Source organism: Streptomyces sp. NBC_01445 (genome assembly GCF_035918235.1).
GTDB lineage: Bacteria > Actinomycetota > Actinomycetes > Streptomycetales > Streptomycetaceae > Streptomyces.
The window spans coordinates 895497-922394 of the sequence record NZ_CP109486.1 but is presented as its reverse complement, the minus strand read 5'-3'; the positions used below and the strand labels follow the sequence as shown (position 1 = coordinate 922394).

General features: G+C 74.2%; 6 protein-coding genes. All 6 read left to right on the top strand.

The features are described from left to right. Positions 1-37 precede the first annotated feature (37 nt). The 6 genes from OG574_RS52185 (at position 38) to OG574_RS52160 (ending at position 26891) form a co-directional block, all read left to right on the top strand. On the top strand, positions 38-994 hold the full coding sequence (locus OG574_RS52185; RefSeq protein ID WP_100598476.1) for an aromatase/cyclase: 957 nt from the start codon (positions 38-40) through the stop codon (positions 992-994). Continuing rightward, positions 991-2784, top strand: a complete 1794-nt coding sequence (locus OG574_RS52180) for an acyl-CoA dehydrogenase (RefSeq protein ID WP_326779380.1) — start codon at positions 991-993, stop codon at positions 2782-2784. Before OG574_RS52185 ends, OG574_RS52180 begins: the two co-directional genes overlap by 4 nt. Positions 2785-2800: 16 nt before the next feature. Continuing rightward, positions 2801-3619: a 4'-phosphopantetheinyl transferase family protein gene (locus OG574_RS52175; protein ID WP_326779379.1), complete on the top strand. Its 819-nt coding sequence runs from the start codon at positions 2801-2803 to the stop codon at positions 3617-3619. A 129-nt stretch (positions 3620-3748) separates the two neighbouring features. Further along, positions 3749-4450, top strand: coding sequence for a response regulator transcription factor (locus OG574_RS52170; RefSeq protein ID WP_326779378.1), 702 nt, complete (start codon positions 3749-3751; stop codon positions 4448-4450). Between the two features lie 104 nt (positions 4451-4554). Next, positions 4555-12345: a non-ribosomal peptide synthetase gene (locus tag OG574_RS52165; protein WP_326779377.1), complete on the top strand. Its 7791-nt coding sequence runs from the start codon at positions 4555-4557 to the stop codon at positions 12343-12345. Beyond that, entirely contained in the window at positions 12342-26891 is a 14550-nt protein-coding gene (locus tag OG574_RS52160; RefSeq protein ID WP_326779376.1) for a non-ribosomal peptide synthetase, read from the top strand. The genes OG574_RS52165 and OG574_RS52160 overlap by 4 nt, the downstream gene beginning before the upstream one ends. Positions 26892-26898: the final 7 nt, after the last annotated feature.

Sequence of the window (26898 nt, the reverse complement as noted above, 5' to 3'; positions counted from 1 at the left end):
CCAAGCCGCCTCCTGATCCGGAAGTGAGGAACTGGACATGTCCGCTGAGCGAGTGCACCGCACGACGCACGAGGTGAACGTGGGCGCGCCCGCGGGCGTCGTCTACGGCCTGATCGCCGACGCGGTCAAGTGGCCGCTGTACTTTCCGCCCAGCGTGCACGTGGAGCAGCTCGAGTTCGACGGCGGACACGAGCGGCTGCGCATGTGGGCGACCGCCAACGACCAGGTCAAGTCGTGGACATCACGCCGCACTCTGGACCCCGAGCGGCGCCGCGTCGAGTTCCGTCAGGAGCTGCCCGCCGCCCCCGTCCAGTCCATGGGCGGCACCTGGATCGTCGACTCGCTCGGGGCCGACCGGTCGCGGCTGACGCTGCTGCACGACTTCACGGTCGCCGACGACGACCCGGACGAGGTGGCGTGGGTCGAGCGGGCCACCGCCACCAACAGCCGTGCCGAGCTGGACAATCTGAGCCGGCTCGCCGAGCGCTGGGCCCGGCTCGACGAGCTGGTCCTGTCGTTCGAGGACTCGGTGCGCGTCCACGGTCCCGCCGAGCTGGTCTACGACTTCCTCTACCGGATCGGCGACTGGCCGGAGCTGGTGCCCCACGTCTCCCGGCTCGACTTCACCGAGGACGAGCCGGGCGTACAGGTCATGTCGATGGACACCCGTACCGCCGACGGCTCGTCGCACACGACCGAGTCCGTCCGGGTGTGCTTCCCGCACGCCGGTCGCATCGTCTACAAGCAGACGGCCACGCCGGCGCTGATGGCGGCGCACACCGGTGAGTGGTCCGTGGTGCCCGACGAGACGGGCACCACGGTCATCTCGCAGCACAGCGTGGTGCTGCGCGAGGAGAACATCGCGAAGGTGCTCGGCGAGGACGCGGACATCGCGCGGGCCCGCCGCTACGTCCGCGATGCCCTGGGCCGCAACAGCACGGCGACGCTCAACCTGGCCAAGAAGCACGCGGAGAGTGCGGTCACTGTCCTGTGACCGAGACGCTGACGCCACCGGCACCCGAGGCCGCCGGGGCGGGGCCGCCCGCCCCGCCCCGGACCGCGGCCGGCGAAGCGCCGCTGGACGGCGCCGAGCGCGCCGCCTGGATCGAGGCGCTCCTCGGCGACCCCGACGATCCGCACAACCCGCACGGCTACCGCAGTCTGCTCGACGCCGACGACCGGCGCCGCGTACCGGAAGCCACCGAGGAACTGCTCACCGACGCCCGTCTCACCGCCGAGTTCGTCCCCCGGGAGCTCGGCGGCCGGCTCGCCCGCCCGGATGTGCTCGCCCGCGTCCTGCGGCCGGTGTTCCGGCGCGACGTGGCCCTCGGCTTCGGCTACGGGATCACGTCCCTGTTCGGCGCGTCCGCCGTCTGGGCGGCGGGCGACGACCGACAGCGTGCCCGTACGGCCGCGTTGCTGCTCGACGGGGGCGGTGGCCGCGTCACGATCCTGCACCACGAACTCGCCCACGCGAACGCCATCCTGCGGGACGAGTTCACCGCGCGCTCAGTGCCCGGCGGCTTCGTTCTCGGCGGCCGCAAGGACGTCGTCATCAACGCCGACCGGGCGGACGCGTTCGTCATGTACGCCCGCACGGCGACCTCGGCAGGCCCAAGAAGCCACTCCGTGCTGCTGCTCGATCCCGAGCGGCTCCCGCCGGGCGGTCTGCGCCGGCTGCAGCGCGTTCCCACCCCCGGAATGCGCGGCAGCCGGTTCGCGGGGCTGGAGTTCACCGACAGCCGCGTTCGGGCCGACACCCTCGTCGGCGAGGTCGGCGACGGGGTGTCCCTCGCCCTGCGCACCTTCATGGTCAACCGCTGTCTGATCCCCGGCACCGTTGTCGCCGGGGTGGACAGCGCGCTGCGGTTCGCGGTGCGGGCCGCCACCGCGGGACGCCCCGCCGGGCAGCCGGCGCGCCGTCACCACACGGTGCTCGCCGGTGTCTTCGCGGACCTGCTGGCCTGCGACAGCATGGCCGTCACCGGGCTGCGCGCGCTGAGCCTGCTGCCCGACAGCGCCCACCTGATGGCCGCCGCCGTCAAGCTGACCATGCCGGACCTGCTGCGCGAGGACCTGGAGGAACTCGCCACCGTGCTCGGCTTCCACGGCTATGACCGGGGCCCGCTCTACGGCGGCTTCCAGAAACTCGTACGGGACCTGCCTGTCGCCGGACTCGGTCACGCCGGGAGCGCGGCCTGCCAGGCCGTGCTGATACCCCAACTGCGCGCGCTCGCCCGGACGTCGTGGTTCCGCACCGAGGAGCCCACCGCGCGGCTCTTCCTGCTGTCCGCGCCCGTCCCGGCCCTCGACTACCGCAAGCTGACCCTGTCGGGCAGCGACGACGTGCTGACCGCGACCCTGGTCGGGGCCGGCGAGCGACTCGGCGCGCTGCGCCCGGCCGGGCCCCAGTGGGCGGCACTCGCCGACCTCGCGGACGCGTTCGTCCAGGAGATGCGGGCGCTGCGCGAACAGTGCGCCGCGCTCCCGGAGTCCGTACGCGCCACACTCGCCGACCCGCGCGCCTGCGCGCTCGCCGACCGGTACGCCCTGGTGCTCGCCGCCGCCGCCTGCCTCGGGGTGTGGCAGGGCCAGGACGGCACCGACTCGTTCCTTTCGCAGCCCGCCTGGGCGGTTCTCGCCCTGTCCCGGATCGGCCGCAGGCTCGGCGTGCCCGTCCCCGAACTGCCCGACGGGGTGACGGAGTCGGTCCTGTCGGAGGTGCTCCTGCGGTTCCGCGAGGGCCGCAGTCTCGACGTGTACGACACACGGATCGCGGGCTAGAGGGAGGGGAGACACCATGGACCATCCGGGGATCGGCGCACCCATCCATGTCCTGCCCAGCGGGCCGTGGCGGAAGGTGCACGAGAATCTGACGGAGTACGGCAACGCGGTGGCGTTCACGACCTGGGGCGAATGGCTGCCCACCGCCCTCACCCACACCCGGCTGCGCCATCTGCTCGGCCGGGACTGGACGCGCTACCGCCGTATGACCGACCCGACGGTCCGCTACCGCTTCGTCGCCTCGCGGCTGCTGATGAAGTACACGGCGGCCGCCGCGCTGCGCACGGAGGCGGAGTCGCTGGATCTGTCCTACCGCCTTGGTGGACGCCCGTATCTGCGCGGCTTCGACCAGATCGACGTGAGCCTCACGCACACCGGTGACCTGATGGCGGTCGGGCTCAGCAGGGACGGCCGGATCGGTGTCGACGCGGAGCCCGCCGACCGCCGCATGCGCTTCGACCTGCTGCAGGCCCAGATGTGCACGCCGACGGAGGCGGCGGAGCTGGCCCCGCTGCCGGAGGGCGAACAGACCGCACAGACACTGAGGCTGTGGACGCTGAAGGAGGCCTACACCAAGGCGCTCGGCCAGGGGATGCGGCTGGGATTCACGGAGTTCGGGTTCGGTCTTGGCACGGGCCGTCTCCTCGCCCCCGACGGCACCCTCGCCTCGCGCGACGAGTGGTCCTTCGCCACGCACCGGGCGCTCGGCCGCTATCTCCTCAGCACCGCCTGCCACGACACGGGACTCGACGCGGCGAACGACACCTCGGCGCGCACCATGCTCGACCCGGGCTTCGCGGCGGCCATGGCGGACCCCGTGCCGGAGCCCGGGTGAGGCCGGCGCGCGGCGTGCCCGGCTCCGGAAGCACTTGCCGGGCCCTTGAATCCGGCTGGAGAGAGGGCGGCAGCGTGCCGCGCGCCGGATAGCGTGCTCGGCGTCCACGAGTGCGTGAGGGGGCGCGTCATGCCGGAAGCGGGAATCGACTTCGTACCGTCCGCCAAGCTGCGGGTGCTGCCCGGCGGTGCCGCGGCGTCCGCGCCCGGCGGGGTGCGGCTCTTCCTCGTGGGCGGCGACGCCCTCGCGCGGGCGGGGGTGAGGTCGCTGCTCGACAGCCATGACGACATCACGTTCGTCGGCGACGACGAACCGGGGCCCCGTGCCGTGGCGTCGCTGCGCGCGCACCGCCCCGATGTGCTCGTCCTGCACGGCCTGCGGGAAGCCCGCGAGGTCGCCGCAGTCCTTGAGGACGTCGACCCGGCGCTGCCCGTCCTCACCGTCGGCGGCTGCGAACCCGACGCGCGCACCGCGTCCGCCCTGCACGGCCACCTGCCCGCCACCACCACGGCGCGGCAGCTCGCCGCCGCCGTGTCCCTGGCCGCGGCCGGCTATGCCCTGGCCCGCGGTCCGCTGCCGGCCGCGGCGGGCGCTCCCGCCCGACCGCGGGGCACCACCTCCGTCTCCGACGTGCCGCCGGACGCGCTGACCGGCCGCGAGGGACAGGTGCTCGACCTGGTCTCGCGGGGGCTGTCCAACACGGAGATAGCGCAGTCACTGACGCTGTCCGAGCACACGGTCAAGACCCATGTGCAGAACCTGCTGCACAAGCTCCACCTGCGCAACCGCGTCCATGTGGCGATCTACGCCTTCGAGGCCGGCCTGCGCTGACACGCCCCGCATCAGGTCCGGGTCAGCGTGCCGTCAACCCGCCGCGTGAGGCTGAACCGGTACTGCGCCGACCAGCAGCGGACGGCCCGGACTTTGGGGGAAGAGTGTCTGTTCCCGTTCCTGACGGCACGCGTCTGCCACTGACGGCGGCCCAGCTCGGCATCTGGTTCGCCCAGGCCCGGGACCCGCACAGCCCCGTCTACAACACCGGCGAGTACGTCGAACTCACCGGCCCGCTGGACGCGGACCGCTTCGAGAGGGCGCTGCGCGACGTCATCGCCCGCACCGACGCGCTGCGGCTGCGCTTCCACCCCGAAGCCGACGGGACCGTCACACAGAGCGCCGACGCGGACCCCTCCTTCACGGTCCACCGGATCGACGTCAGCAACTCGCCCGACCCGGCGGCCGCCGCCGACGCCTGGATGCGGGACGTCATCGCGCGCCCCCTCGACGCCGCCGGCGGCGGGCCCCTGTTCACCCAGGCGCTGTTCACACTGGGGGAGGGGTCCCACCGCTGGTTCAGCCACGTCCACCACCTCCTCATCGACGGCTACGGGTTCCGGCTCGTCGCCGAACGCGTCGCCCGCGCCTACACCGGTGCCGTCGCCGGACCCGACTGCTCCGCACGCGAGCTGACCGACGCCGAGGCCGCGTGGCGCGACTCGCCCGCCCACGACCGGGACCGCGCACACTGGCTCGCCGCCCCGCGCCGCACTCCCGTCACTCTCGCCGGGTCCACCGCGCCCGCCGCGCCGCACGCCCGGCGGCACACCGCCTTCCTGGGCCGTGACGTGCTGGCGGGTCTCACCGCCGTCGCCGCCGCCGCCGAGACCGGCTGGCAGGTCGTCGCGCCCGCCGCTGTCGCCGCGTACGTCCAGTGGCTGACAGGAGAGCCGGGCATCACCCTGGGAATGCCGGTCACCGCGCGCCTCACCGCCGCCGCCCGCCGCACCCCCGGCATGGTCGCCAACGTCCTCCCGCTGTACGTCGCACCGCGCCCCGCCGCCCCGCTCGCCGAGCTGGTCGCCGACGTCCGTGACGCCCTCGTCCCCGTGCTGCGGCACCAGCGCTACCCGTACGAGGAGGCGCGCCGCGACCTCGGTCTGGTCGGTGAGCGCGGCTACGGGCCGGTCGTCAATGTGATGCCCTATCAGCGGGCCCTGGACTTCGGCGAGGCGGCCGCCTCCGTGCACCCGGTGTCCACGGGACCCGTCGACGACCTGAAGTTCTCCGTGTACGAGGAGCCGGGCGACACCGGGCTGCGCATCGATGTCGAGGCCAACCCGGACCTGTACGGCGAGGCGGAGACCGCCGCGCACCTGGAGCGCTTCACCCGCTTCCTGCGCGCCCTCGCCGCCGCGGACCCCGACACGCCCCTGGCCCGACTGCACGCCGGGGAGACGCCGACCGACGGCGACCCGCAGGAGGCGGCCGCGACCGGCACCCTGCACGCACGGTTCGTGGCCCGCGCCGCCGCCACCCCCGACGCGGTCGCCGTCAGCCACGAGGGCGACCACCTCACGTACGCCGAACTCGACGCCCGCGCCAACCGCCTGGCCCACCGCCTCGTCGCGGCCGGCGCCGGACCCGAGCGGCTCGTCGCCCTCACCCTTCCACGCTCGCCCGACCTGGTCGTCGCGCTGCTCGCCGTTCTGAAGTCCGGCGCCGCCTACCTGCCGGTGGACCCCGACTACCCCGCGGACCGGCGCGCCTGGATGCTCGAGGACGCGCGGCCCGTCCTCGTGCTCGACCCCGAGGCGATGCGCCAGGACCTGAGCGCGTACCCGGACACCGACCCGGGGGTCCGGGCGGACGCCTCGCACCCCGCGTACGTCATCTACACCTCCGGCTCGACCGGCCGGCCCAAGGGTGTCGTGATCCCGCACGCCAACGTGCTGCGGCTGTTCTCCGCCACCGGCCGCTGGTTCGACTTCGGCGCCGACGACGTGTGGACCCTGTTCCACTCCTACGCCTTCGACTTCTCCGTCTGGGAGATCTGGGGAGCGCTGCTCCACGGGGGTCGTCTCGTCGTCGTGCCGTACACGGTCAGCCGCTCGCCCGACCGCTTCCTCGACCTGCTCGCCCGCGAACGGGTCACCGTCCTCAGCCAGACCCCGACCGCCTTCCACCAGCTCGACACCGCCGACCGTGAACGCGGCGCCGACGCCCCCGAACTCGCCCTGCGCCAGGTGGTGTTCGGCGGCGAGGCACTGGAGCCCGCGCGGCTGGCGAACTGGTACGCGCGGCGCGGCGCCGACGCGGCCCGGCTGGTCAACATGTACGGCATCACCGAGACGACCGTGCACGTCACCTGCGCGCCCCTCGGCCCGGAACACGCCGTTCCCGGTGCCCGGTCCTTCGTCGGCGGCCCCCTCACCGACCTGCGCACCCGCGTCCTCGACTCCGCGCTGCGCCCCGTTCCCGCCGGATTCACGGGCGAGTTGTACGTGTCCGGCCCCGGCCTCGCCCGCGGCTACCTCGGCCGCCCCGACCTGACCGCCGACCGTTTCGTCGCCGACCCCTACGGCCCGCCCGGCACCCGCATGTACCGCACCGGTGACCTGGTGCGGCTCCTGGACGACGGCACCTTCGACTATCTGGGCCGCGGCGACCACCAGGTGAAGATCCGCGGGTTCCGCATCGAACTCGGCGAGATCGAGTCCGCGCTCGTCGCGCACCCCGGCGTCGCCGAGGCCGCGGTCGTGGTCCGGGAGGACCGGCCGGGCGACAAGCGGCTCGCCGCCTACGCGGTGCCCGTCACCGGACACACCCCCGACCCTGCCGACTGGCGCCGCCTGCTCGCCGCGACGCTGCCCGCACACTGCGTGCCCGCCTCCTTCACCCCGCTCGACGCGCTGCCGCTGACCGCCAACGGCAAACTCGACCGGGCCGTGCTGCCCGCGCCCGCCGCTCCCGACGAGCCCCGCGAGGCCGCCGCGCCCGCCGCAGGACCCGAGGAGGAGGCACTGCGCCGGATCTTCGCCGACGTCCTGGGCGTCGGCGACACCGCCCGCGTCGGCGGCGACAGCGACTTCTTCACCCTCGGCGGCCACTCCCTGCTCGCCGGGCGGCTCACCGGCGCCGTGCGCGAGGCGCTCGGCGCCGAGATCACCATCCAGGACCTCTTCGAGGCGCCGACGCCGGCCGGCCTCGCCGCACGCGTGGCCGGGGCAGCGAGGGCCGCCCGGCCCCCGCTGCGCCCCGCGGCGCACGGTGACGAGCCCCCCATGTCGTACGCCCAGCACCGCATGTGGGTCCTGCGCGAGGTGGAGGGGGCCGCACCCACCTACAACATGCCGATCGCCCTGCGGATCACCGGCGCCCTCAACCGGATCGCCCTGCGCGAGGCCCTGCACGACCTGGTCACCCGCCACGAGAGCCTGCGTACGGTCTACCCCCGCGGGGAGCGCGGCGCCGCCCCGCGGCTGCTGCCGCCCGAGGAGGCCAGGCCCTGGGTCATCGAGTCCCGGATCGAGCCCGAGAGGCTGCCGGACGAACTCACCGCCGCGGCCCGCACCCCGTTCAACCTCGACTGCCAACTCCCCATCCGGGCCTACCTGTTCACGCTGCCCGACGGGGACAACGTACTGCTGCTGCTGATGCACCACGTGGCCGGCGACGGCTGGTCGCTGCGCCCCCTGCTCGGCGACCTGTCCGCCGCGTACGCGTCCCGGCTGGCCGGGCACGCGCCCGACCTCCCGCCGCTGCCGGTCGGCTACGCCGACTTCGCCCTGTGGCAGCGCGACCTGCTCGGCGACGAGCGGGACCCGGGCAGCCTCGCCGGACGCCAGCTCGCCCACTGGGAGCGGAACCTGGCCGGCGCGCCCGACCAGCTGGAACTGCTCGCCGACCGGCCCCGCCCGCCGGTGGCCGAGCACCGCGGCGGCTCCGTCCCTCTCGACATCGCGCCCGCCCTGCACGCCCGCATCGACGCGTTCGCCCGCACTCACGGATCCACCTGCCACATGGTGCTCCAGGCCACGCTGACCGCGCTGCTCAGCCGTCTGGGCGCGGGCACCGACATCTCCATCGGCTGCCCCACCGCCTCACGCCCCGACAGCGCCCTCGACGCCCTCGTGGGCTTCTTCGTCAACCCCGTCGTGCTGCGCACCGACACCTCGGGCGATCCCTCCTTCACCGAACTGCTCGCCCGCGTCCGCACCGCCGCCCTGGCCGCGTACGCCCACCAGGACGTGCCCTTCGACCGCGTCGTGGAGCGGCTCCAGCCCGAACGCTCGGCCGCCCGCCATCCGCTGTTCCAAGTGGTCCTCTCCTACCAGGACTTCGAGGCCCCCGCCGAGCTGCGGGGCGTCGAGGTCCGGCGCGAGCCGGTCGACTTCGGCGTCGCCAAGTTCGACCTCACCTTCAACGTGGTCGAGCACCGCACCGGCGCGGGGGAGTTCGCGGGAATCGACGGCGATCTCGAGTACGACGTCGCGCTGTACGACCGGGCCACCGCCGAGACCGTCGTACGCCGCTTCCTCGCCCTGCTCGACGCGGCCGTCGCCGCCCCCGACACGCCCGTCGGCGCCCACGAGCTCCTCGACGCCACCGAGAGCGCCCTGCTCGCCCACTACAACGACACCGCGAGGCCCGTCCCGGCCACCGGGCTCGCCGAGCAGTTCGCCGCGCAGGCCGCCCGCACCCCCGACGCCGTCGCCGTGGTCGGCGACGACGGCACCGAACTCACTTACGCCGAGCTCGACCTGAGGTCCGGGCGGCTCGCGCGGCGGCTCGCCGAGTCCGGCATCGGCCGCGAGTCGGCCGTCGCCGTCCTTCAGCAGCGCTCGGCCGACCTGGTCGTGTCCCTGCTCGCAGTGCTGCGCACCGGCGGGTTCTACGTGCCGCTCAACACCCGCTACCCGGCCGCCCGGATGGGCCTGATCACCGGCGACGTCGGCGCGCGCGTCCTGCTCACCGACCGTGTCACCGACGCCGAACACGCCTGCGCGTCCTGGGCGGGCGACGCCGAAGTACTCGTGGTCGACGCGCTCCCGGACGAGGGCGACGCGCTGCCCGTCGTCCCCGCCCACCCGCACCAGCTCGCCTACGTGATGTACACGTCGGGCTCCACCGGCAACCCCAAGGGCGTCGCCATCACACACGGCGACGTCGGCGTCCTCGCCGCCGACCACTGCTGGCGCACCGGCAACCAGGAGCGCGTGCTGCTCCACTCCCCGTACTCCTTCGACACCTCCCAGTACGAGCTGTGGGTGCCCCTGCTGTCCGGCGGCGCCGTCGTCGTCGCGCCCCCCGGGGACCTGGACACCCGGGCCCTGGAACGGGCGATCGTGGACGGCAGGGTCACCGGCATGTGGCTCACGTCCGGCCTGTTCAACCTGCTCGCCGAGGAGTCCCCCGGCTGCTTCACCGGCGTACGCGAGGTGTGGACCGGCGGCGACGTCGTCTCCCCGGCCGCCGTCAGCCGGGTGCTCGCGGCGTCCCCGACGACGATGGTCGTCGACGGCTACGGACCCACCGAGGCCACCACCTTCGCCACCCACCACTTCATGCGGGCCCCCTGGGAGCAGGAGAGCACCGTCCCCATCGGCACCCCCCTGGACAACACCACCTGCCACGTCCTCGACGACCTGCTGCGCCCCGTACCGCCCGGCGTGAGCGGCGAGCTGTACATCGGCGGCGCCCGGCTCGCCCGCGGCTACCTCAAGCGGCCCGACGCCACCTCGGAGCGGTTCGTCGCCGACCCGTTCGCGGCCGCGCCGGGCGCCCGCATGTACCGCACCGGCGACCTGGTGCGCCGCCGCCCCGACGGCATCCTGGAGTTCCTCGGCCGCGCCGACCACCAGGTCAAGGTGCGCGGCTTCCGGATCGAGCTCGGCGAGATCGAGTCCGTGCTCGGCGCCCACCCGCGCGTCGCCCAGTGCGCCGTCCTCGTCCGCGAGGACGGGTCCCTCGCGAACAACGCCAAGCGGCTCGTCGCCTACGTCGTCGCCGCGCCCGGCGCCGACGTCGACACCGCCGTGCTGCGCCGGCACGTCGCGGCGGCGCTGCCCGACTACATGGTGCCCGCCGCGTTCGTGGGCCTGGACGCGCTGCCGCTCACCGCCAACGGCAAGCTCGACCGGCGGGCCCTGCCCGCCCCCGACTTCGGCGCCGCCGAATCGGCCGGGCGCGCCCCGCGAACCCCGCGCGAGGAGCTGCTCGCGGTGCTGTTCGCCGAGGTGCTCGGCGCCGACGGCGTCTCGATCGACGACAGCTTCTTCGACCGCGGCGGCGACAGCATCATGGTCATCCAGCTCGTCGGCAAGGCCCGGCGCGCAGGGCTCTCGCTGACCGCCACGCAGGTCTTCGAGCACAAGACGGTCGCCGCGCTCGCCGGCGTCGCCGAGACCCTCGCCGAGGAGCCCGCCCCACCCCGGCAGGGAGCCCTCGCGTCGGCGGCGACGGGCGATGTACCGCTCACCCCGATCATGCACTGGCTGCGCGAACGCGGCGGCCCCGTCGAGGCGTTCAGCCAGTCGATGGTGGTCGCGGTCCCCGCGGAGCTCGACGAGGCCCGGCTCGTCGCCGCGCTGCGCACCCTCATCGACCACCACGACGTGCTGCGCGCGGTGTTCACGCGCGACGGCGACAGCTGGTCGATGCGGATCGACGCCCCCGGCGGCGCACACGCCGAGGACTGGGTGCGCCGCGTGGACGCCGCCGGACTCGACGACGCGGCGCTGCGCGCCCTGGCCGCCGAGGAAGCCGCGGCCGCCCGGGACCGCCTCGACCCGTTCGCCGGGCGCAACGGCCGGGCCGTCTGGCTGGACGCGGGCCCGGGCCGGCCTGGCCGCCTCCTGCTGACCCTCCACCACCTGGTCGTCGACGGCGTCTCCTGGCGCATCCTGCTGCCCGACCTGAAGGCGGCCTGGGAGGCCACGGAGCCGGGCGTCACCGGGTCCCTGCCGCCCGTCGGCACGCCCTTCCGCGCCTGGGCGCGCTACCTCGCCGAAGAGGCCGCGCGGCCCGAACGGACGGCCGAACTCGCCCTGTGGACCAGGACGCTGGCCGGTGGCGCCGCGCCCGTGACCGCGCAGCCGCTCGACCCGGGGCTGGACACCGCCGCCACCGCCCGCAGCCTGAGCATCGACCTGGACGGCGCGACCACCTCCGCGCTGCTCACCACCGTCACCGCCGCGTTCAACGGGCGCGTCGACGACGTCCTGCTCACCGCGTTCGCGCTCGCCGTCGCCGACTGGCGCCGCCGCCGGGGCCTCGGTGACGTCGACGCCGTCCTCATCGACCTCGAAGGGCACGGCCGCGAGCCCGGCGGCAGCGGCGCCGAGCTCTCCCGCACCGTCGGCTGGTTCACCAGCATGTACCCCGTACGGCTGGCCCCCGGCGCCCTCGACCGCGCCGACGCCCTCGCGGGCGGCCCCGCCGCAGGGCAGGCCGTCAAGCGGATCAAGGAGCAGCTGCGCGAGATCTCCGACGGCGGCATCGGCCACGGCCTGCTCCGTCACCTCGACGCCCGCACCGGCCGCAGCCTCGCCGCGCTCGCCCCGCACGGCACGCCCGACCTCGGGTTCAACTACCTGGGCCGGTTCCTCGGTGAGGAGGGCGGTCTGTGGACCGCCGCCCCCGACGCCGACGCGATCGGCGACGGCACCGACGCCGATCTGCCCCTGGCGCACGCCGTCGAGGTCAACGCCCTCACCCGTGACGGGAGTTCGGGCCCCCGGCTGCAGGCCGTGTGGACCTGGGCGGGCCGGCTCCTCGACGAGGCCGCCGTGCGCGACCTCGGCGAGACCTGGTTCCGCGCCCTCAAGGCCCTCGTCACCCATGCCGAACGTCCCGACGCGGGCGGCATCACTCCCTCCGACCTGTCCCTGGTCTCACTCAGCCAGGACCAGATCGACCAGCTCGAAGCCGCCTGGAAGGTAGCCCGATGACGCAGTCCGGACTCGCCGACGTTCTGCCCCTGTCCCCGCTCCAGGAAGGTCTCCTCTTCCAGGTCACCTACGGCGCCGAGGCCGAGGGCACGGACGTCTACACCGTCCAGATGGTCTTCGAGCTGCGCGGCCCGCTCGCAGAGGACGACCTGTTGGCGGCCGCCCGCACCCTGCTGCGCCGCCACCCCAACCTGCGCGCGGGCTTCTGGCAGCAGAACGTCGAACGGCCCGTCCAGTTCGTGCCCCACGAGGTGCCGCTGCCCTGGCGGACCCGCGACCTCACCGGGCTCGGCGACGAGGAGCGCGAGCGCGCCGTCGCGGCGTACGTCGCCGACGACCGCGCCGAGCGCTTCGACCCGGGCGCCCCGCCACTGATCCGCTTCGGGCTGCTCGCCCTCGCCCCCGAGCACCACAAGCTCGTCCTCACCACGCACCACCTGCTCCTCGACGGCTGGTCGATGCCGCTGCTCGTACGCGAACTGTTCACGCTTTACGGGCAGTTCGGCGATGACGCGGGCCTGCCGCCCGTCACCCCCTACCGCGCCTACCTGGGCTGGCTCGCCGGGCGCGACGACGACGCGGCGCGCGCCGCCTGGCGCGCCGCCTTCGCGGATCTCGAGGGACCGAGCCTGGTCGCGGGCGCCGGAGCCGGCCGGGGCGCGGCCGGCGGGTCCGCCCTGCCCGGCCAGATCTGGCACGAGATCGACGCCGCGACCACCACTCGGCTCACGGCGCTCGCCCGCTCCCGCAACATCACCCCCAACACGCTGGTGCAGGGTGCCTGGGCGCTGCTGCTCGGCCGTGAACTGGGCCGCGACGACGTCGTGTTCGGCGCGACCGTCGCCCACCGCCCGCCGGAGATACCCGGCATCGAGTCGACGATCGGCATGTTCATCAACACCCTGCCGGTCCGCGTCCGCGTCCGCCCGTCCGAGACCCTCGGCGAGCTCCTCGGCCGCGTCCAGCAGGAGCAGGCCGCTCTGATCGAGCACCGGCACCTGTCCCTCACCGAGGTGCAGGCGGCGGCCGGCACCGGCGAACTCTTCGACACCGTCGTGGTGTTCGAGAACTATCCCCTCGACCCGGCCGTCCTGCGCGCCGAGTCCCGGGGCCTGCGCCTCGCGGGCTTCGAGGTCGGCGACGCCACCCACTACCCGCTGAGCCTGCTCGCCATCCCCGGCGACACCATCCGCTTCCGCCTCGACCACCGGGGCGACGTGGTGGACGAGGCGGGCGCGCGCAGGCTGCTCGGGCGGCTCGACGCGCTGCTGTCCGACATCGCCGAGCACGGCGCCGACCTGCCCGTGGGCCGCTTCGACCTGCTGTCCGGCGACGAACGCCGCCTGGTCGTCGAGGAGTTCAACGCGAGCGGCGCCCCGGCACCCGAGCGCACCCTGGCCGCACTGTTCGAGGAACAGGCCGCCCGCACCCCCGGCGTCACCGCCCTGGCCGTGGGCGACGAGTCGCTGACGTACGCCGAGCTGAACGCGCGCGCCAACCGGCTGGCGCGCCGACTCGTCGAGCAGGGCGCGGGCCCCGAGGAGACCGTCGCGCTGCGGCTGCCGCGCTCCCTCGACCTGTACGTGGCGCTGCTCGCCGTCCTCAAGACCGGCGCCGCCTACCTCCCGGTGGACGTCGCCTACCCGGCCGAGCGCATCGCCTTCATGATGGACGACGCCCGGCCCGCCGTGGTCCTCACCGGCGAGGAGAGCGGCCAGGACCTGCTCGCCTACGCGGACACGGACCTCACCGACGCCGAACGGACCACGCCGCTGCTGCCCCAGCACCCGGCGTACGTCATCTACACGTCCGGTTCCACGGGCACCCCCAAGGCCGTCGTCATGCCGGGCAGCGCCCTGGTCAACCTGCTCGCCTGGCACCAGCGGGAGATACCCGGCGAACCGGGCACCGCCGTCGCACAGTTCACCACCATCGGCTTCGACGTGGCCGCCCAGGAGATCCTCGCCACCCTGCTGCACGGCAAGACCCTCGCCGTCCCGGCCGAGGACGTGCGGCGCAGCGCGGAGCAGCTCACCGCCTGGCTCGACGAGCACGACGTCGCCGAGCTGTACGCGCCCAGCCTCGTCATCGAGGCCGTCGCCGAGGCCGCCGCCGAAGCGGGCCGCACCCTGCCCGCCCTGCGCCACATCGCCCAGGCGGGTGAGGCCCTGTCGCTCGGCCCCGCCGTGCGCGACTTCGTCGCCGCCGTGCCGGGGCGGCGGCTGCACAACCACTACGGGCCCGCCGAGACCCATGTGATGACCGGTACCGCCCTGCCCGACGACCCGATGGCCTGGACCGAGCCCGCCCCGATCGGCCGCCCCGTCTCCGGGGCCCGCGTCTACGTCCTCGACAGCGCGCTGCGCCCGGTGGCGCCCGGCGCCGTCGGCGAGCTGTACCTGGCCGGCGCGGGCGTCTCACGCGGCTATCTGAACCGGCCCGTGCTGACCGCCGAGCGGTTCGTCGCCGACCCGTACGGCGCCGCGGGCACCCGTATGTACCGCACCGGCGACCTCGGCCGCTGGAACGCGGACGGACAGCTGGAGTTCGCGGGCCGCGCCGACCACCAGGTCAAGATCCGCGGCTTCCGCATCGAGCCCGGCGAGATCGAGTCCGCGCTCACCGCGCTCCCGGCCGTCGCCCGTGCCGCCGTACTCGCCCGCGAGGACGGTCCCGCCGGAAGCAGTGACAAGCGTCTGGTCGCCTACGTCGTCCCGGCGAACGGCCCCGGCAGCCTCCTCGACACGACGGCCCTGCGCACCGAACTCGCCCGCTCGCTGCCGGAGTTCATGGTCCCCGCCGCGATCGTCACCCTGCCCGAGCTGCCGCTCACCCCCAACGGCAAGCTCGACCGGGCCGCACTGCCCGCACCCCAGGTGACCACGGTCCGGCGCGGGCCGCGCTCGCCCCGCGAGGAGATCCTGTGCACCCTCTTCGCGGCCGTGCTCAAGGTCCCGCAGGTCGGCATCGACGACAACTTCTTCGACCTGGGCGGGCACTCGCTGCTCGCCACCCGGCTGATCAGCCGCATCCGCACCGTCCTCGGCACCGAGGTCTCCCTGCGCGACCTGTTCGACGCGCCGACCGTCGCGGGCCTGGGCGGCCGCCTCGACCAGGCGTCGGGGGCCCGCCCCGCCCTGGCCCCGGCCGAGCGCCCCGAGCGGCTGCCGCTGTCGCACGCCCAGCGCCGGCTGTGGTTCCTGGGCCGCCTCGACGGCCCCAACAGCACCTACAACATCCCGCTGACGCTGCGGCTGCGCGGCGACGTGGACCGGGCCGCGCTGCGAGCCGCCCTCGCCGACCTGACCACCCGCCACGAGACACTGCGCACCGTCTACCCGAGCCACGAGGGCGAGCCCTACCAGCACATCCTGCCGCCCGGTGAGGCCGCCCCCGCCCTGGACGTCGTACCCGCCGAGGAGGCCACACTCGGCGAGCGGCTCTCCGGGGCCACCGCGCAGCCCTACGACCTCACCCACGAACTCCCGCTGCGCGCCACGCTGTTCGAGCTCGGCGAGCGCGAGCACGTGCTGTTCCTGCTGCTGCATCACATCGCGGGCGACGGCTGGTCCCTGGCCCCGCTCGCCCGTGACCTCGGACGCGCCTACGCCGCGCGGTGCGCCGGACGCGCCCCCGACTTCGCGCCGCTGCCGGTCCAGTACGCCGACTACACGCTGTGGCAGCGCGAGCTGCTCGGTGACGCGGACGACGACGGGTCGCTGCACGGTGCTCAGCTGGCCCACTGGCGCGAGGCGCTGAAGGGGGCTCCCGCACATCTGGAGCTGCCCACCGACCACGCGCGGCCCGTCGTCGCGAGCCACCGGGGCGAGACCGTGCCGTTCCGCATCGCCGCCGAGCTCCACGAGAAGCTGACCGCGCTCGCGAAGGCCTCGGACAGCAGCCTGTTCATGGTGCTGCAGGCCGCGTTCGCGGCGCTGCTCACACGGCACGGCGCGGGCACCGACATCCCCGTCGGCAGCCCCATCGCGGGCCGCACCGACGACGCGCTCGACGACCTCGTCGGCTTCTTCGTCAACACGCTCGTCCTGCGCACCGACACCTCCGGCGACCCGTCGTTCGCCGAACTGGTCAAGCGTGTGCGGCAGTTCGACCTCGCCGCGTACACGCACCAGGACCTGCCGTTCGAGAAGCTCGTCGAGGAGGTCAACCCGGAGCGCACCCTCGCGCGCAACCCGCTCTTCCAGGTCGTCCTCGCCCTGCAGTCCATGCCCGCCGCCGACCTCGCCCTGCCCGGCCTTGAGGTCGCCGCGGAGCCCGTCCGCGTCGGCTTCGCCAAGTTCGACCTCGGCCTCGCCGTCGTCGAGGAGCACACCGCCGACGGCGTCCGCGCCGGCATCCGCGGCGACTGGGAGTTCAGCACCGAACTCTTCGAGCGCGCCACCGTGGAGGCCCTCGGCGAGCGACTGGTGCGGTTCCTCGACGCCGTCGCCGACGACCCGCAGCGCACCATCGGCTCCGTCGACCTGCTCGGCCCCGCCGAGCGCCACCACGTGCTCGTCGACTTCAACCTCCCCGCCGGCGCGCCCGACAGGACGGAGCGCACCCTCACCGCGCTCTTCGAGGAACAGGCCGCCCGCACCCCCGACGCCACCGCGCTGGTCATGGGGACCCGGTCGCTCACGTACGGGCAGGCCGACGCCCGCGCCAACCGGCTCGCCCGCCACCTCGTCGCACAGGGCGCGGGACCGGAGCGCATCGTCGCCCTCCAACTGCCCCGCTCCCTCGACCTGTTCACCGCGGTGCTCGCCGTGTGGAAGTCCGGCGCCGCCTATCTCCCCATCGACCCGGACTATCCGGCCGACCGCATCGCGCACATGCGCGCCGACGCCCGCCCGGCGCTGGTCCTCGAATCGCTCCCGCAGGACCTGAGCGAGTACCCGGACACGGCCCTCACCGATGCCGACCGACTCACCCCGCTGCTGCCCCAGCACCCGGCGTACGTCATCTACACCTCCGGCTCCACCGGTCTGCCCAAGGGCGTCGTGGTGCCGCACCGCGCCGCCGCGGCGACGCTCCCCGCGCAGGCCGCCGCCTTCGGTCTCGGCCCGCACAGCCGCGTCCTCAACTTCGCCTCGATCAGCTTCGACGCGGCCCTGTGGGAGCTCACCTCCGCCCTGCTCACCGGCGCCGGTCTGGTCATCGCCACGCCGGACGAACTCCTGCCGGGCCCCGGCCTCGCACGCCTCGTACGCGACCAGGGCGTCACGCTGATCGCCCTCCCGCCGAGCGCTCTTCCCGCCCTGCCCGACGGTGCGCTGCCGCCCGGCACGGACCTGATCGTCGCGGGCGACACCACGGCCGCCGACCAGAGCGAGCGGTTCGCCCCCGACCGCCGCATGGTCAACGCGTACGGCCTCACCGAGACGACCGTGTGCGCCACCTTGAGCGCACCGTTGGCCGGGGCCGTCGTCCCGCCGATCGGCCGCCCCGTCGACGGCGCGCGCGTGTATGTCCTCGACGAGCGGCTGCGGCCCGTGCCGCCCGGCGTCACCGGCGAGATGTACGTCGCCGGCGCCGGCCTCGCCCGCGGCTATCTGGGCCGCCAGGAACTGACCGCCGAGCGGTTCGTCCCCGACCCGTACGCGCTCCTGTTCGGTGAGACCGGCGCCCGCATGTACCGCACCGGCGACCTCGCGCGGCTGCGGACCGACGGGCAGCTCGAGTTCGCCGGCCGCGCCGACCGGCAGCTCAAGATCCGCGGCTTCCGCGTCGAGCCCGGCGAGGTCGAGGCGGCGCTCACCGCGCACCCGTCCGTCGCCACGGCCGCCGTCGTCGCCCGCGAGGACGGCCCCGCCACAAGCGGCGACAAGCGGCTCGTCGCCTACCTGGTGCGCGACACCCAGGGCGGCACCGAGGACGAGGCGCGCGGCACCGAACAGGTCGGCATGTGGCAGGAGACGTACGAGCAGCTCTACGAGGCCGAGCCCGGCCGCGTGTTCGGCGAGGACTTCTCCGGCTGGAACAGCAGCTACACCGGCGAGGAGATCCCCCTGGACGAGATGCGGGAGTGGCGGTCCGCGACCGTCGAGCGGGTCCTCGCGCTGCGTCCGCGCCGGGTCCTGGAGATCGGCTGCGGCACCGGCCTGATCCTCTCGCAGGTGGCCCCGCACGTGGAGGAGTACTGGGGCACGGACCTGTCGACGAGCGTCGTCGCCCAGCTCCGGACCCACCTGGACGCCCGGCCCGAACTGTCCGCGAAGGTCACCGTCCGCGCGCGGGCCGCGCACGAGACGGAGGGCCTGCCCGAGGGCCGGTTCGACACCGTCGTCGTCAACTCGGTGGTCCAGTACTTCCCGAACGCCGGCTACCTCGCCGACGTCCTTCGCGCGGCCGCGCGACTGCTCGCCCCGGGCGGCACCGTCTTCCTCGGCGACCTCCGTAACCTGCGGACCCTGCGCACCTTCCGCACGGCCGTCGAACTGCGCCGCGCGGGCGCCTTCGCCGACCCGTCGGCGGTGCGCCGCGCCGTCGAGCAGTCCCTGGTCACCGAGAAGGAACTCCTCCTCGACCCGGACTTCTTCACGGACCTCGCCGCGCGGGAGCCGCTGTTCGCCTCGGCGGACGTCACCCTGCGCGACGCCGCCCACCACAACGAGATGAGCCGCCACCGCTACGACGTCACCCTGCGCCGTTCCGCCGGGCCCACGGCAGCCGTGGCGCCGGAGCGGACCCTGCGCTGGAACGCCGACGTGAACACCTTCGAGGGCCTGGCCGAGGCACTGGGCGAGCGCCACGTGCGCGTCACCGGCATCCCCAACGCCCGGCTCGTGCGCGAAGGCGCGGCGCGCGCCGCGCTCACCGGCGGCGGGGCCGCCGAGGCCGCCGGCCTCCTCGACGGACCCGTGCCCGAGGGGGCCGTCGACCCCGACGCGGTGCGCGGCCTCGGCGCCGTGTGCACCTGGGGCGCGCACGACGACACCTTCGACGCGTACACCGGCGACGGCCCCGCCTACACCCCGCGCGGCGGCGACCGCCCTCTCGCCAACGATCCCGCCCGCGGCCACGAGGACTCCCGCCTCACCGGCGAGCTGCGCGACCTCGTCGCCGAGCGGCTGCCCGCCCACATGGCCCCCGCCGCCTACGTGCTGCTGGACGCGCTGCCGCTGACAGCCAACGGCAAGCTCGACCGGGACGCGCTGCCCGCCCCCGACTGGGGCACCGAAGCCACCGGGCAGGCCCCGCGCACCCGCCGCGAGGAGATCCTGTCCACCCTGTTCGCCGAGGTGCTCGGGCTGCCCAAGGTGGGCATCGACCGCAGCTTCTTCGACCTGGGCGGGCACTCGCTCCTCGCGACGCGGCTGCTCAGCCGCATCCGCACCGTCCTCGGCGCCGAACTCGCCGTCCGCGACCTGTTCCAGGCGCCGACCGTCGCCGCGCTCGCCGAGCGCGTCGACGGCGCGCACGACGCGCGCCCGGCACTGACCGTACGCACCCGTCCCGACGAGATGCCGCTGTCCTTCGCCCAGTACCGCCTCTGGTTCCTGCACCGCATGGAAGGCCCGAGCGCCACCTACAACATCCCGATGAGTCTGCGGCTCACCGGCGACCTCGACCAGGACGCCCTGCGCGCCGCCCTCACCGACCTGATGCGGCGTCACGAGACGCTGCGCACCGTCTATCCGGAGCGCGGCGGCGTCCCCCGCCAGCAGGTCCTGGACGCCGAGCGGCCCTCCTTCGAGACCGTGTCCACCACCGCCGAGCGCCTCGGCGCGGAGCTCACCGAGGCGGCCCGCCGCGGCTTCGACCTCGCCGGTGAACTCCCGCTGCGCGCCACCCTGTTCCGGCTCGGCGAGCAGGAACACGTCCTGCTGCTGCTCATGCACCACATCGCGGGAGACGGCTGGTCCTGGCCGCCGCTCGCCCGCGACCTGACCGAGGCCTACGCCGCGCGTCGCGCCGGCCGCGCCCCCGACTTCGCGCCGCTGCCGGTCCAGTACGCCGACTACACGCTGTGGCAGCGCGAACTGCTCGGTGACGAGCACGACCCCGACAGCCGCTACGCACACCAGCTCGCCTACTGGACCGGCCGGCTCGACGGCATCACCGAGGAACTGGAGCTGCCCACCGACCGGCCCCGGCCCGCCGTCGCCACCCACCGCGGCGACACCGTGCCGTTCCGGATCACACCCGAACTGCACCAGCGCCTGGCCGCGCTCGCCGGCACCAGCCGCGCGAGCCTGTTCATGGTGCTGCAGGCCGCGTTCGCGGCGCTGCTCACACGGCACGGCGCGGGCACCGACATCACCGTCGGCAGCCCCATCGCGGGCCGCACCGACGACGCGCTCGACGACCTCGTCGGCTTCTTCGTCAACACGCTCGTCCTGCGCACCGACACCTCCGGCGACCCCACCTTCCGCGAACTCCTGGACCGGGTACGGGAGTCAGACCTCGCCGCATACGCCAACCAGGACGTGCCGTTCGAGAAGCTCGTGGAGCGGCTGCGCCCGCAGCGCTCCCTCGCCCGCCACCCCCTGTTCCAGGTCATGCTGGCCTTCCAGAACAGCGGGGAGGCCCGCCTCGCGCTGCCCGGCCTCGAGGCCGAGGCACTGCCGGTCGGCGTCGGCGTCGCCAAGTTCGACCTGCACCTGAGCATGGTCGAACTGCGCGCGGGGGACGGCGGTCCCGGCGGCATCCAGGCCGCCCTGGAATACAGCACGGACCTGTTCGAGCGGGCCACCGCCGAGGCGCTCGTCACCCGGCTCGAACGACTCCTCGACGCCGTCGCGGACGACCCCGACACCACCGTCGGCAGCGTCGAACTGCTGCACCCCGCCGAACGCCGCCGGGTTCTGGACGAGTGGAACGAGACCGATGGAACGGAGAGCGACACCGATGCGCGCGTACCCCACCTTCTCGAACGCCAAGTGGCGCGTACGCCGGATGCTCTGGCACTGGTGCACGGCAATGAGTCGCTGACGTACGCCCAGTTCAACGCCCGGGCCAACCGGCTGGCACGCCGCCTCGTGGAGCTGGGCGCCGGGCCCGAACGGATCGTGGCGCTGCGGATGCCGCGCTGCCCGGACCTGTACGTGGCGATGGCCGCCGTCCTCAAGACCGGCGCGGCGTACCTGCCCGTCGACGTGTCCTACCCCGCCGAACGCATCGCCTTCATGATCGACGACGCCCGTCCCGCGATCGTGCTCGACTCGATGCCACAGGGCCTGTCCGCCTACTCCGACACGGACCTCACCGACGCCGACCGGACCACGCCGCTGCTGCCCCAGCACCCGGCGTACGTCATCTATACCTCCGGGTCCACCGGCACCCCCAAGGCCGTCGTCATGCCGGGCAGCGCCCTGGTCAACCTGCTGACCTGGCACGCCCGCCGTTTCCCCGGCGGGCAGGGCGTGCGCACCGCCCAGTTCACCGCGATCGGCTTCGACTTCTCCGTCCAGGAGATCCTCTCCCCGCTCGTCATGGGCAAGACGCTCCTCGTGCCGTCCGACGAGGTCCGGCACAGCGCTGAGCTGCTCGCCGGCTGGCTCGACGAGCACCACGTGTCCGAGCTGTTCGCGCCGAACCTGGTCGTCGAGGCGGTCGCCGAGGCCGCTGCCGAAGCGGGCCGCACCCTGCCCCACCTCACGGACATCCTCCAGGGCGGCGAGGCGCTCACCCCGACCGAGCGGATGCGTGACTTCGCGTACGCGGTTCCGGGGCGGCGCCTGCACAACGTGTACGGCCCCGCCGAGACCCACGCCGTCACCACCCACACCCTGCCCGCCGACCCCGCTGACTGGCCGCAGGCCGTACCGATCGGACGCCCCGTCGACCACGACCGGGTGTACGTCCTCGACAGCGCGCTGCGCCCGGTGCCGCCGGGCGTCACCGGCGAGCTGTACCTCGCCGGCGCGGGCGTCGCCCGTGGCTATCTGGGACAGCCCGCCCTGACCTCCGCCCGCTTCGTCGCCGACCCGTACGGCGCCGAAGGCACCCGTATGTACCGCACCGGTGACCTCGGCCGCTGGAACGCGGACGGACAGCTGGAGTTCGCGGGGCGTATCGACCACCAGGTCAAGATCCGCGGCTTCCGCGTCGAGCCCGGCGAGGTCGAGGCGGCGCTCACCGCGCACCCGCACATCGTCCAGGCAGCGGCCCTGCCGCACGGCGACCGGCTCGTGGCCTACCTCGTCACCCGAGAGGGCGCCGACCTCGGCGACGTACGGGCCCACCTGGCCGCACGGCTGCCGGACTTCATGGTCCCCGCCGCGTACACCGTCCTTGACGCGCTGCCGCTCACCCCGAACGGCAAGCTCGACCGGGCCGCGCTGCCGGCGCCGGAGGCCCCCGACGCAGCGGGCCGCGCCCCGCGCAGCCCGCGGGAGGAGATCCTGTGCGGCCTGTTCGCGGAAGTCCTCGGCACCGGACAGATCTCCATCGACGACAACTTCTTCGACCTCGGGGGACACTCGCTCCTCGCGACCCGGCTGCTCAGCCGCATCCGGACGGTCCTGGGCGCCGAGGTCTCGCTGCGCGACCTGTTCGAGGGACCCACCGTGGCCCGGCTCGGTGAGGCCGTCGACGCCGCCGGGCGCGGCAGCCGCCCCGCACTGCGCCCCATGGAACGGCCGGCCGAGCTGCCGCTCTCGCCCGCCCAGCGCCGCCTGTGGTTCCTCGGCCGCCTCACCGGCGACGACCCCGGCTACAACATGCCCGTGGGCCTGCGCCTGACCGGAACCCTCGACGCCGACGCACTCACCGCGGCCCTCGCCGACGTGAGCGCCCGGCACGAGACGCTGCGCACCGTCTTCCCCGAGGGCGAGGACGGCAGCCCCCGCCAGCACATCCTCGCCCCGGCCGACGCGCGCCCCGCCCTGCACCGGCGCGACACCACCGAGGACGACCTGGCAGCCGACCTGGCCGCGGCGGCACGGCACTCCTTCGACCTCACGGCAGACCTCCCGCTCAAGGCGGTCCTGTTCCGCCTCGACGAGCGGGAGCACGTACTGCTGCTCCTGCTGCACCACATCGCGGGTGACGGCTGGTCCCTCGCCCCGCTCACCCGCGACCTGGTCACCGCCTACGAGGCCCGCGGAAAGGGCCGCGCCCCCGAGTTCGCGCCGCTGCCGGTCCAGTACGCCGACTACACGCTGTGGCAGCGCGAGGTGCTCGGCGACGAGTCCGACCCGGCGAGCACGATCGCCCGGCAGAGCGCGTACTGGAAGGAGGCCCTGGCCGGGCTGCCCGACGAACTGCAACTCCCCGCCGCCCGGCCCCGCCCGGCCGTTCCCGCGCACCGCGGCGAGGCGGTCTTCCGTACCCTCGACGCCGACCTGCACCGGCAGCTCCTCGCGCTCGCCCGCTCCAGCGGCGGCAGCCTGTTCATGGTGCTGCAGGCCGCGCTGTCCGCGGTCCTGACCCGGCACGGCGCGGGCACCGACATCCCGGTCGGCAGCCCCGTCGCGGGCCGCACCGACGACGCGCTCGACGATCTCGTCGGCTTCTTCGTCAACACGCTCGTCCTGCGCACCGACACCTCCGGCGACCCCACCTTCCGTGAACTCCTGGACCGGGTACGGGAGTCCGACCTCGCCGCGTACGCCAACCAGGACGTGCCGTTCGACAAACTCGTCGAGGAGCTGAGTCCCGGGCGCTCCCTGGCACGCCACCCGCTCTTCCAGGTGCTGCTCGCCCTCCAGAACACCCCCGAGGCCGTCCTCGAACTGCCCGGGCTCACCGCACGGCCCGAGGTCGTCGCTCTCGGCGCCGCCAAGTTCGACCTGACGTTCAACCTGGCCGAACGGCACGGCGCGAGCGGCGAACCCCGGGGGATCGACGCCGTCCTCGAATACAGCACCGACCTGTTCGACGCGGCCACCGCGCAGGCACTCACGGACCGCCTCGTGGCCTTCCTGCGGTACGTCGCCGCCGACCCCGACGCCACCGTCACCGATGTGCCGATCCTGGGCACCGGCGAGCGGAACCTGGTGCTGACCGGCTGGAACGACACGGCGCACCGCCCAGGCCGGGCCGCCGCCGACGCCTCGCTCCCGCAGCGCGTCGCCGAACGCGCCGCCCGCACCCCGCACGCGATCGCCGTCACCGAACCCGGCGCCACCACGCTCACCTACGCCCAACTCGAGGCACGGGCAAACCAGTTGGCGCACCGTCTCGTCGCCGAGGGCGTGCGGACGGAGACACCGGTCGCCGTCCTCCAGGAACGCTCCGCGCACCTCGTCGTCAGCACGCTCGCCGTCCTCAAGGCGGGTGGCGTGTACGTGCCGCTGCACACCGGCTATCCCGAGGACCGGATGCGGCACGTCCTCACGGACACCGGCGCGGCGCTGCTGCTCACCGACGCCTTCCACGAGGAGACCGCTGCCCGCCTGGGCACCCGGACCCTCGCCGTGGACGACGGGCCGCTCACGGGGGAGCCGGCCACCGCCCCCGAAGTCACCGTTCAGCCGGACCAGTTGGCGTACATCATGTACACCTCCGGCTCCACCGGCCTGCCCAAGGGCATCGGCATCACCCACCGCGACGCCATCGCCCTCGCCGTGGACCGCTGCTGGGAGACCGCCGCCGAGTCGCGGGTCCTCATGCACTCCCCGTACGCCTTCGACATCTCCACCTACGAGCTGTGGAGTCCGCTGCTCGCGGGCGGCCGCATCGTCGTCGCCCCCCGCGGGGACGTCGACGCGACCATGCTGCGCCGCGTCCTGCCCGGACAGGGCGTCACCTCGCTGCTGCTGACCGCAGGCCTGCTCGGCGCCGTCGCCGACGAGGCCCCCGAGGTCTTCGCGGGCGTCAAGGACGTGTGGACCGGTGGCGACGTGGTCCCGCCCACCGCCGTCCGCCGGGTCCTTCAGGCCTGCCCCGGCACCACGGTCAAGGCCCTGTACGGGCCCACCGAGATCACCCTCGGCTGCACCTGGCACCGGTTCACCGAGGCCGGGCAGGTGCCCGCCGCCGTGCCGATCGGCCGCCCCCTGGACGAGACCCGCGCCTACGTCCTCGACGAGAAGCTGCGGCCGGTGCCGCCCGGCGTCCCCGGCGAGCTCTACATCGCGGGCGCCGGCCTCGCCCGCGGCTACCTGGCCCAGGCGGCCCGTACCGCCGAGCGCTTCACGGCCGACCCCTACGCAGAGCTCTTCGACGACGCGGGCGGCCGGATGTACCGCACCGGCGACATCGCCCGGCGCAATGCCGACGGGGCCCTGGAGTTCCTCGGGCGCGCCGACCAGCAGGTGAAGGTCCGCGGCTTCCGCATCGAACCCGGCGAGATCGAAACCGCGCTCGCCACCCACCCGGGCGTCACCCGTGCCGTGGTCGTCGCCCGCCCGCGCGGCGGGGACAAGGTGCTGGTCGCCTACGTCGTCGGCCAGGACGTCCGCCCCGCGGAACTGCGCGCCGAACTGGAGCAGTTGCTGCCCGACTACATGGTCCCGGCCGCGTTCGTGCCGATGACCGCCCTGCCGGTGACCCCCAACGGCAAGCTCGACCGTGCGGCGCTGCCGGAGCCCGAGTGGGGCGGCGGCGCCGGACGACTGCCGCGCGGGCCGCGCGAGGAACTGCTGTGCGGCCTGTTCGCGGAGGTCCTCGACGCCGAGCGGGTCGGCATCGACGACAACTTCTTCGAACTCGGCGGACACTCCATGCTGGCCACCCGGCTCGTCGGCCGCATCAGGGCCCGGCTCGGCACCGAGGTCGGCGTCCGCACCCTCTTCGAGGCACCCACCGTCGCCGCGCTCGCCGCCCGCATCGACGGCGGCTCACCGGCCCAGCACGACCCGTTCGGCGTGGTGCTCCCCCTGCGCGCCACGGGCAGCGGCACCCCGCTGTTCTGTGTCCACCCGGCCGGCGGCTTCGGCTGGATCTACTCCGGGCTCCTGCGGCACATCGACCGTGACCAGCCCCTGTACGCGCTCCAGGCACGCGGCCTGAGCCACGAGGAGCCGCTGCCCGCCGACATCGACGCCATGGCCCGCGACTACGCGGAGCAGATCCGCAAGACGGTGCCCGAGGGCCCGTACGAGATCCTCGGCTGGTCCTTCGGCGGTCTGGTCGCCCACGCCGTCGCCACCCGCCTCCAGGCGGAAGGCGCCGAAGTGACGCTGCTCGCCGTCCTCGACGGCTATCCCGACGCCTACGACGGCACCGAGCACGAGGTCGGCGAGGAACAGGTCCTCGCGATCCTGCTCAACGCCGCCGGCATCGACCGCGCCGAGACCTTCGGCGACGCGCCCCTGGAGCGGGCCGCCGTCCTGGAGCGCCTCGGCGAGAGCGGCAGCGCACTGGCCAACCTCGACGACGCGTCCGTGGGCCGCATGGTCACGGTCTTCCTCAACAACACGCGGCTCATCACGGACTTCAGGCCGCAGCCGTTCGCCGGAGACCTCGTCTTCTTCGGGGCCACCGTCGGACGCACCGACCCGGCGCTCACCCCGGACAGCTGGCGGCCCTACGTCAGCGGCCGGGTCGAGGAGCACCACCTGGACACCGACCACGCGGGTCTTGCCCGGCCCGAGGCCCTGGGCGTGATCGCCCGCACCCTGGCGGACCGCGGCGCCACGCGGGCCGGCAACTGAACGATCG

Excerpts from the sequence above, each read along its gene's own strand:
- OG574_RS52185 (WP_100598476.1), top strand. The coding sequence starts at position 38 with ATGTCCGCTGAGCGAGTGCACCGCACGACGCACGAGGTGAACGTGGGC.
- OG574_RS52175 (WP_326779379.1), top strand. The coding sequence starts at position 2,801 with ATGGACCATCCGGGGATCGGCGCACCCATCCATGTCCTGCCCAGCGGG.
- OG574_RS52170 (WP_326779378.1), top strand. The coding sequence starts at position 3,749 with ATGCCGGAAGCGGGAATCGACTTCGTACCGTCCGCCAAGCTGCGGGTG.
- OG574_RS52160 (WP_326779376.1), top strand. The coding sequence starts at position 12,342 with ATGACGCAGTCCGGACTCGCCGACGTTCTGCCCCTGTCCCCGCTCCAG.